This window comes from Bradyrhizobium sp. (genome assembly GCF_035701725.1).
In the GTDB taxonomy this organism is placed as follows: domain Bacteria; phylum Pseudomonadota; class Alphaproteobacteria; order Rhizobiales; family Xanthobacteraceae; genus Bradyrhizobium.
This window is the reverse complement of record NZ_DASSRP010000325.1, coordinates 1-8,804: the sequence shown is the minus strand read 5'-3', so window position 1 is coordinate 8,804 and position 8,804 is coordinate 1. Positions and strand designations below refer to the sequence as shown.

7 protein-coding genes are annotated in these 8,804 nt (G+C 64.5%); all 7 read left to right on the top strand.

Translation table 11 applies throughout. The annotated features are described in order from the left end of the window. Window positions 1-447 (top strand): aminotransferase class I/II-fold pyridoxal phosphate-dependent enzyme (locus tag VFL62_RS19540; protein WP_325174027.1); only part of this gene is annotated, 447 nt, incomplete at its 5' end. Window positions 448-513: 66 nt separating this feature from the next. Continuing rightward, entirely contained in the window at window positions 514-771 is a 258-nt protein-coding gene (locus VFL62_RS19535) for a hypothetical protein (protein ID WP_325174026.1), read from the top strand. 165 nt (window positions 772-936) lie between these two features. Continuing rightward, a complete protein-coding gene (locus VFL62_RS19530; RefSeq protein WP_325174025.1) occupies window positions 937-1,926 on the top strand; it encodes an HlyD family secretion protein in 990 nt (329 codons plus the stop codon). Beyond that, a complete protein-coding gene (gene rbbA / locus VFL62_RS19525) occupies window positions 1,913-4,648 on the top strand; it encodes a ribosome-associated ATPase/putative transporter RbbA (protein WP_325174024.1) in 2,736 nt (911 codons plus the stop codon). The genes VFL62_RS19530 and rbbA overlap by 14 nt, the downstream gene beginning before the upstream one ends. Window position 4,649: 1 nt before the next feature. After that, window positions 4,650-5,777: an ABC transporter permease gene (locus tag VFL62_RS19520; RefSeq protein WP_325174023.1), complete on the top strand. Its 1,128-nt coding sequence runs from the start codon at window positions 4,650-4,652 to the stop codon at window positions 5,775-5,777. A 240-nt stretch (window positions 5,778-6,017) separates the two neighbouring features. Then, window positions 6,018-8,096: a 3-hydroxybutyrate oligomer hydrolase family protein gene (locus VFL62_RS19515; RefSeq protein WP_325174022.1), complete on the top strand. Its 2,079-nt coding sequence runs from the start codon at window positions 6,018-6,020 to the stop codon at window positions 8,094-8,096. 138 nt (window positions 8,097-8,234) lie between these two features. Continuing rightward, the gene (locus VFL62_RS19510) at window positions 8,235-8,516 is read left to right on the top strand and encodes a hypothetical protein (RefSeq protein WP_325174021.1); all 282 of its coding nucleotides are present in this window, start codon (window positions 8,235-8,237) and stop codon (window positions 8,514-8,516) included. Window positions 8,517-8,804 lie beyond the last annotated feature (288 nt).

Here is an 8,804-nt window from a genome sequence, read left to right as displayed (position 1 = left end):
GACATCCGCGCCGGCTATCTGATCGTGCCGGAGCGGCTTGCGCCGACCTTTGCATTGGCGCAGCGGCATCTGGGCCTGCTGGTCTCCGTCGCCATGCAGGTGGCGCTCGCCGACTTCATTTCAGAGGGCAGCTACCGCTCGCATGTCCGCAAGATGACGCGGCTTTATCGCGAGCGCCGCGACCGCCTGGTGGCGGCGCTGGCGGCCGAGACCAAACTTGCGGTCGATATTCCCGCCGGCGGCATGCAACTCCTGGCGCGCTGCGCCCCGTCGACCGACGACGCCGCGCTGTCGCGCCGTTTAAGGCAAGCCGGCGTCGTCGCGCGGCCTTTGTCGGAAATGCTCTATCATCGCGCGCGCGAGCGCGGGCTGTTTCTCGGCTTTGCCGCCTGGAATCAGGCCGAGATCGACCAAGGCGCCGATATCATCGGCCGGCAGATGCGTTGAGGCTTGGGACGTTATATAAGGGAAAATGCGAAAGCCATCTCAATGCGCTTTCCGCAGGAGGATGCCATGCCGTCCGATGAACCCCGCTACTGGTTTCCGGCCAAGCGTTACGGTTGGGGCTGGGGTCCGCCCGTCACCTGGCAAGGCTGGCTCGTCGTCGTCATCTTCTTCGCACTGGTGATTGCCGGCGTCTTCCTCGTTCCGCCGCAACAGTCGGCGCCCAAGTTCATCGGCTATGTCGTCGCGTTGTGCGTGATCCTCACCGCGGTCTGCTGGTGGACAGGCGAGCCGCCGCGCTGGCGATGGGGCGGCGACGACCGCTGAGCGCTTGAGTCTAAAAGTCCCAAACCACTCAACGCCTCAATACTGATTTCCGCCACGCAGCCGCGATGCCGGCCGCGAGCCGTTCATTGACCTAACTCAAGGTCGCTCCGACCACCTCAGGCTACTCGAAATCCCAGGCTGTCGATTCAGGATGAAGGGCGCTGTATGCGTGGCCCCGCTATGTTTGCCGTTGCCGCCGTGCTCACGCTTGCGGCAGGCGGATATCTTTACTGGACACATCTGATGGCGGCGCAAACCCCGGAGGGGCTTGCGAGCGCGAATGGCCGCATCGAAGTGACCAGGGTCGACATCGCCTCCAAGCTTCCCGGGCGGGTCGCGCATGTTCACGTCAAGGAGGGTGATGCCGTCCACCAGGGCGAGTTGATCGCCGAGCTTGACACGGCGGAACTTCGGGCACAGCTCGCGGGCGCCGAGGCAGCGGTCCAGCGCGCGATCGCCACGATCGCTCGCGCCCAGGCCGATATTGCCATCCGAACAGCCGAGCAGGATCTCGCGGAAATCGAACTGCAGCGCGCAGCCCGTCTCGAGCAGACATCGGCCGGAACGAAAGCCGATTTCGATCGACGCCGGGCGCAGAATCTGGTCGCCGCCGCGCAGATCGAAGGCTCGCACGCCGCATTGATCGAGGCAAAGGCCGCCAAGGAAGCCGCCGACGCTCAGGTCGGTCAGATCAAGGCGATGCTCGACGACTCGGAACTGCATACGCCGGTGTTCGGCCGGGTCGAATACAAGCTGGTGCAGGCGGGTGAAGTGGTCCCCGCCGGCGGTCGGGTGGTCAGCGTCCTCGACTTCTCCGACGTCTATATGACCATCTTTCTGCCGACCGGCGAGAGCGGCCGTGTCGCGCTCGGCTCGCAGGCGCGCATCGTATTGGACTCGGTTCCAAACGCGGTCTTTCCCGCGACCGTCTCCTTCGTCGCCGCCGAAGCGCAGTTCACGCCGAAGACCGTCGAGACCTTGAACGAGCGGCAAAAGCTGACCTATCGCGTCAAGCTCGCGATCGATCCCAAGCTGCTGGAAACCTACCGCGACTACGTCAAGGCGGGCCTCACCGGCAACGCCTATGTTCAGATCACGCCGAACGCGAGCTGGCCCGCCTCGCTCGCCATACGGCTGCCCGATGTCAGCCACTGACCCCATCGCGATTTCCGTCAGCGGCGTTTCGCACCACTACGGCAAGGTGACGGCGCTCGCCGATCTCGAATTGTCCATCCGCGCCGGCAGCGCGACCGCCATCGTCGGACCGGACGGCGTCGGCAAATCGACCTTGCTCACGCTGGTTGCGGGCGTGCGCCGCCTGCAAACCGGCAGCATCCGCACGCTCGGCGGCGACATCACGCTGCGTTCGCACCGCGACGACATCATGGCGCGCATCGCCTACATGCCGCAAGGTTTGGGGCGCAATCTCTATCCGACCCTGTCGGTCGCCGAGAACATCGATTACTTCGGACGCTTGTTCGGCCAGCCCGCGAGCGAGCGGGCGGCACGCATCGAGGCGCTGTTGCGCGCCACCGGGCTCGCGCCGTTTCCCGACAGGCCGGCCGGCAAGCTCTCCGGCGGCATGAAACAAAAGCTGTCGCTGTGCTGCACGCTGATCCACGACCCCGACCTGCTGATCCTCGATGAACCGACCACCGGCGTCGATCCGTTGTCGCGGCGGCAATTCTGGCGCCTGATCGACGGCATCCGCGCCCAGCGTCCCTGGCTGACCGTGCTGGTTTCCACCGCCTATATGGAAGAGGCCGAGCGCTTCGATCACGTCATCGCCATCGATGCCGGCCGCGTGCTCGCCCAGGGCAGCCCCGCCGAGCTGTTGTCGAGGACCGGCACCAAGCATTTCGAGCAGGCCTATATCGCTTTGCACGCCGGCAGCGCACCGGTTGCTGCACCCATCGCACCGCTGGATTTGAGTTCCGACGGCCAAGCGGCAATCGCCGCCGAAGGGCTGACGCGTCGTTTCGGCGATTTCGTCGCCGTCGACCACGTCAGCTTCAGCATCCGGCGCGGCGAGATCTTCGGCTTCCTCGGCTCGAACGGCTGCGGCAAGACCACCACCATGAAGATGTTGACCGGGCTGCTCGACATCAGCGACGGGCACGCCGAACTGCTGGGACGAGCCGTCGAGGCCGACGATCTCACCACGCGGCTGCGCATCGGCTATATGTCGCAAAGCTTCTCGCTCTACGAAGAATTGACGGTCCGCGAAAATCTCGAGCTGCATGCCCGCCTCTATCGCATCGCGGAAGCCGAAGTGAAGCCGGTCGTCGGCCGGGTGCTCACGCACTTCGGCCTGGACGAAGCGGCTGACACCAAGCCGCCGAGCCTGCCGCTTGGCATGCGTCAGCGGCTGCAACTGGCCGCCGCCTGCCTGCACCGTCCCGAGGTCATGATCCTCGACGAGCCGACCTCCGGGGTCGATCCGGCCGCGCGCGACATGTTCTGGCGCCTGCTCGGCGAATTGTCCCGGCGCGACGGCGTCACCATCTTCCTGTCGACGCATTTCATGAACGAAGCCGAGCGCTGCGACCGCGTCTCCCTGATGCACGCCGGCAAGGTGCTTGCGGTCGGCACTCCCGAAGAGTTGCGCCAGGCCAGGGGCGCAGCCAGTCTGGAAGATGCCTTCATCGACTATCTCAACGAGGCCGATCCGAGCGGAACCGGAGATCAGGACGCGCACCCCGCCTTGACGGCAGCTCAAGGCGTCGCCCAGTTGCCGTCGACCAGCCTGCGGGCATCGCTGCGGCGCATGTGGGCCTTCGCCTACCGCGAAATGCGCGAGCTTTTGCGTGACTGGGTGCGATTGAGCTTCGCGCTGCTTGGTCCGCTGTTGCTGTTATTGACCTTCGGTTACGGCATTACCTTCGACGTGGAGAACCTTTCGTTCGCCGTGCTCGATCGTGACCACAGCGCCGACAGCCGGCAACTGGTCGAAAACTTTTCCGCATCGCGATACTTTCGCCAGAAGGCGCCGTTGCACAGCGAAGCGGAAGTGGACCGCCGCCTGCGCGCCGGCGATCTGCGCCTGGTGATCGACATCCCGCCCGGCTACGGCCGCGATCTCGTCGCCGGCCGCCGGCCCGAGGTCGCTTTCTTCCTGGATGGCGCCACGCCGTTCCGCGCCGAGACCACACGCAACTATGTCGACGGCATCGTGCTCACCTATGTGGCGGACCTCGCGCGCCGCGGCCAGGGCGTGCCGCCGGAGCTGGTGGCGGCCTCGCTCGAGCCGCGCTTTCGCTACAACCAGGACTTCCGCAGCGTGTTCGCGCTCACGCCCGGGCTGATCATGATCTTCATGGTGCTGTTCTCGTCAATGCTCGCCGCACTCGGCGTGGTGCGCGAGCGCGAGCTCGGCTCGATCGCCAATCTCTACGCCTCGCCGGCCACGGTGGCGGAATTCCTGCTCGGCAAGCAGTTGCCTTACATATTGTTTGGTTGCGCGAGCTTTGTCAGTCTTTTGGTACTGGCGGGCCTTGTTTTCGGCGTCGCCGTAAAAGGATCGCTGCCGGCGCTCGCGCTGGGTGGCCTGCTCTATACTTTTGCCGCCACCGCCTTCGGCATTCTGGTTTCCGTCTTTGTGCGCAGCCAGGTCGCCGCGATCGTCGTCACGGCAATCATCAGCACGGTGCCGGCGATCAACTTCTCCGGATATCTCTATCCGGCGGCCGCGCTGCAGGGCAGCGGCCGCATCATCGGCCTGGGTTTCCCGGCGCTCTGGTTCCAGAATGTCTGCCTCGGCGCCATCACCAAGGCACGCGGCCTCGCCGATCTCTATCCCAATCACCTCATCCTGCTCGCCTTCGGCCTTGTCTACCTCACGGCTGCGAGTCTTTTGCTGCGCAAACAGGACGGCTGACATGATGCGCTGGCTTTCCAATGTGTTTCGGCTCGGCGTCAAGGAACTGGCGAGCCTGGCCAGCGATTTCGTGCTGGCCTTTTTCGTGGTCTACTCCTTCTCGTTCAGCATCTACAGCGAAGCGACCGGGATCACGACCAACGTCAACAACGCACCGACCGCCGTCGTCGACTCCGACCGCTCGGCGCTCTCCACCCGCATCGTCGACGCGCTGCTGCAACCCTATTTTCGCCAGCCTGCGCTGATCGACCGCGCGGCTGTCGACCAACTGATGGATGAAGGCCGTTATCCCTTTGTGATCGATATTCCGCCGCGGTTCGAGGCCGACGTGCTGCGGGGGCGCAATCCGGCGGCGCAGCTCAACATCGACGCCACCGCCATGACGCAGGCCGCGGTCGGCGGCGGCTATATCGCCTCGATCGTGCAGCAGGAGACCACGAACTACCTGCATTCCCGCGGCATCGAACGCGAACTGCCGTTGCGAAGCATCCAGCGCGCCTACTTCAATCCGAATCTGGAAGGCGTCTGGTACAACGCCATCGACGCGCTGATGGAAAATCTCACGATGCTGACCATTCTGTTGGTCGGCGCCGCCGTGATCCGCGAGCGCGAGCGCGGCACGATCGAGCATCTCCTGGTCATGCCGGTCCGCGCCCACGAGATCGCGACCGGAAAGATCTGGGCCAATGCGCTCGTCGTATCGGTGTTCGGCACGCTGTCGCTCTTGATCGTGATTCAAGGCGTCCTGCAGGTGCCGATCGAAGGCTCGATACCGCTGTTCGTCTTCGGCATGGTGCTTTATCTGTTCGCCGTCGCCGCGCTCGGCATCCTGCTCGCCACCATTGCCAACACCATGCCGCAGTTCGCGCTGCTCGCGATTCCGGTGTTTCTCACCCTCAACATGCTGTCGGGCGGACCCTCGCCGCTGGAATCCATGCCGGCGCCGCTGCAGGTCGTGATGCAGGCTTCGCCGGCGCTGCACTTCGTCAAATTCACGCAATCAGTGTTGTGCCGCGGCGCCGGTGTCGAACTGGTCTGGCCGCATCTTTTGGCGATTGTCGCGCTCGGTGCCCTGTTCCTGGCGATGGCACTCGCCCGTTTCCGCCGCATGCTGGCGCGGGCGCAGTAACCGGCCCTCCAAAGGTCCCGCAACATTTCACACCCCGATACTGATTTCCGCCGCAAAGCGCGCGACGTGGCCTTCTGGCGCGCAGCCCGGATGTAAAAATGTCTTGCCGGTAGACAGCACATTGTTTCTCGCAAGACCTTTCGCATTCGGAAAGTTGTCACAAATCCGGCGGCAAAGCTGACACAGACTGGCAACCGAGCTGGACGTCAGAGCCGGCATCGCGTCGCAAGGGAGGAGACCATGGTCGTTTCGAAGGCTGCCCGCTTTTCCATCAGGTTTTTCGCAACCGCTTCCGCGCTGGCGCTTGCCGCCACGATGACGAACACGCCCGCTGCGGCTGATGCGGATGAAGGCGTTCTGCACACCCATTATGACGGCGTGACCAACGATCTCTTGACCGCCGGCCTTGGCAAAACGGGGCTGGGCTCGGCGACGCAACCGGGCTTTGCCGATCCGCTGCATCCGACGGCTGAAGAACTGCGGCGATCGGCGATCTACAACAACTACCGCGCGCTGGTCGATCCGACGCCGGGCGGCGGCTATGGCCTGCTGTATGGGCCGAACGTCACGGCCAATGGCACCGTGACCTCGAGCGAGGGCCTGATCGCGGGCGATGAATATATCGCCTTCGAGAAGCACGCCGGCGAGCGCAGCCGCGTCACCATGATGGTGCAGATCCCGGACAGCTTTTCGCCCTCGGCCGCCTGTATCATCACGGCGCCCTCATCCGGCTCGCGCGGCGTCTATGGCGCGATCGCGACCGCGGGCGAATGGGGCCTCAAGCACGGCTGCGCGGTGGCCTATACCGACAAGGGCACCGGCACCGGCGCCGACGATCTGCAGAACAACACCGTCGACCTAATTCAGGGCCAGCGGGTCGACGCCGCGCAGGCGGGGGACGATTCCAACTTCACGGCGCCGATCTCCGACCAGGCTCGCGCCGCTTTCAACACCGCAACACCCAATCGATTCGCGTTCAAGCAGGCCCATTCGCAACAGAATCCGGAAAGCGAATGGGGCCAGAACGTGCTGCGCTCGATCAAGTTCGCCTTCAAGATGTTGAACGAAAAGCTTGGCGGCCACGGCGTCCACTTCGACAAGCACAACACCATCGTGATCGCCTCCAGTGTCTCCAACGGCGGCGGCGCGTCGGCGCGCGCGGTGGAACAGGACGAAGAGCACCTGATCGACGGCGTTGCGGTCGGCGAGCCGAACGTCAATCCCAAGTTCACTTCGAAGTTCACGATCGTGCAGGGCAACGGCACGCCGTTCGCCGCGCACAGTAAGCCGCTGATCGACTACACCACCTTTATCAACGTGTTTCAGGGCTGCGCCAGCGCGGCGAGCGCCAATGCAGGCGCGCCGTTCAACCTCGTGCCCAGCCCGGCGCGCTGCGCGAGCCTTCATGCCAAGGGCCTGCTCACCTCGACGACGCCGGATGGACAGGCCACCGAGGCACAAGCCATCCTCAACAATTTCGGCATCCAGGTCGAGCAGAACATCGTCGCGCCGGGCTACTGGACCGGCAATGTGCACCAGGCGATTGCGGTGACCTATGCCAACTCCTACGGCCGCGCCAGCGTGCTCGACAATCTCTGCAACTACAGTTTCGGCGCGACCGATACGTCCGCCAACCCGGTCGCGCTTTCGGCTACGTCCGAAGCGGTGCTTTTCGGCACCAGCAACGGCATTCCGCCGACCTCCGGCATCAACCTGATCAACAACGCCGCACCAAGCTCGCCGAAGGAAAGCCGCGCCTCGACGCCCGATCAAAATCTCGACGGCGCGCTGTGCCTGCGCTCGCTGGCGCTGGGGCGCGACGCGGTTACCGGCGCTCCGCTAGCTCCGACGGCGGCGCGGCAGGCAGAGGAGATCCGGGAGAGCGTCGAGGACATCGAGGCGTCCGGCAACCTGCACCGGATTCCCTCGATCTTCGTCGCCGGGCGCAACGATGCGATCCTGCCGCTGAATTTCGCATCGCGCGCGTATTTTGGTTTGAACAACATCGTCGAAGGATCGCAGAGCCCGCTGCATTATTACGAGGTGACCAACGCCCAGCACCTCGACAGCTTCAATCAATTGCCCGGCTACAACGCGCTTTTGATTCCGCTGCATCGCTACTTCATCCAGGCGATGGACCTGATGTACGACCACCTGCGCAACGGTCGCCCGCTGCCGCTGAGCCAGGTCGTGCACACGACGCCACGCGGCCCCGGCGCCCCGACGATCACAGCCGCCAACGTGCCGGCGATCGCGGACTCCCCGGCCGCGAGCGTGCAAATCACCTTTGCCGGCGGGCAGGTCAGGATTCCTGACTGAACCATAGGGGGCCGTTGACGTCCCGGTCCTGACACGGCCTCGCGCCTGTCGGAACCGGGGAACCCCTGCCCGCGCTGGAACGATGGATTTCGCTCCCGGTTGCCCCCGCTCGACACATCGAGCAAAGGGAGACCGAACATGCGAAAGACCTCAGTCCTTGCGGCCGTATTGTTGCTTGGCGCCAGTTCGTTTGCGATGGCGCAAACCCGTGGCGGCGGAACCGCCTCCCCGGGCGCGTCGCAATATAGCCCCGGCCACGAAATGCAGAATTCGAAATCGAACGAAGGCCGCGGCGCCTCAGAATATAGCCCGGGCGATCGCATGCACGACAAGGGCACCGTCGGCTCGTCCAGCCGGTCGACGAAGGGCGCATCGGAAATGTCGCCGGGCGACCGCACGAACGACAAGCGCGGCCGTTAGGCGCAGCGAATCATCAAGACCTGCAACAGCCGCCGCCGGGACGACCATTCGTCTCGGCGGCGTTTTGCTGCCGCGTGACCCTGCCCCGCCCCTTGCGGTTTATCGCGGGCCCGGCCAGCATCGACCAATGCGGCTCTCTGGGGAAAGTCATGTCGGTGCAAGAACATTGGCAGATGGATGCGAGCGCGCCGGAGCTATACGAGCTACCTGGTTCCGGCGATCACGTCGGTGTGGGCCACCGACCTGCTCGACCGGGTTTCGCCGAGGGATGGCGAAAGCCTGCTTGAT

What these genes read in the sequence shown, in the direction of transcription:
- VFL62_RS19535 (WP_325174026.1), top strand. Translation starts at nt 514, where the DNA reads ATGCCGTCCGATGAACCCCGCTACTGGTTTCCGGCCAAGCGTTACGGT.
- VFL62_RS19530 (WP_325174025.1), top strand. Translation starts at nt 937, where the DNA reads ATGCGTGGCCCCGCTATGTTTGCCGTTGCCGCCGTGCTCACGCTTGCG.
- rbbA (WP_325174024.1), top strand. Translation starts at nt 1,913, where the DNA reads ATGTCAGCCACTGACCCCATCGCGATTTCCGTCAGCGGCGTTTCGCAC.
- VFL62_RS19520 (WP_325174023.1), top strand. Translation starts at nt 4,650, where the DNA reads ATGATGCGCTGGCTTTCCAATGTGTTTCGGCTCGGCGTCAAGGAACTG.
- VFL62_RS19515 (WP_325174022.1), top strand. Translation starts at nt 6,018, where the DNA reads ATGGTCGTTTCGAAGGCTGCCCGCTTTTCCATCAGGTTTTTCGCAACC.
- VFL62_RS19510 (WP_325174021.1), top strand. Translation starts at nt 8,235, where the DNA reads ATGCGAAAGACCTCAGTCCTTGCGGCCGTATTGTTGCTTGGCGCCAGT.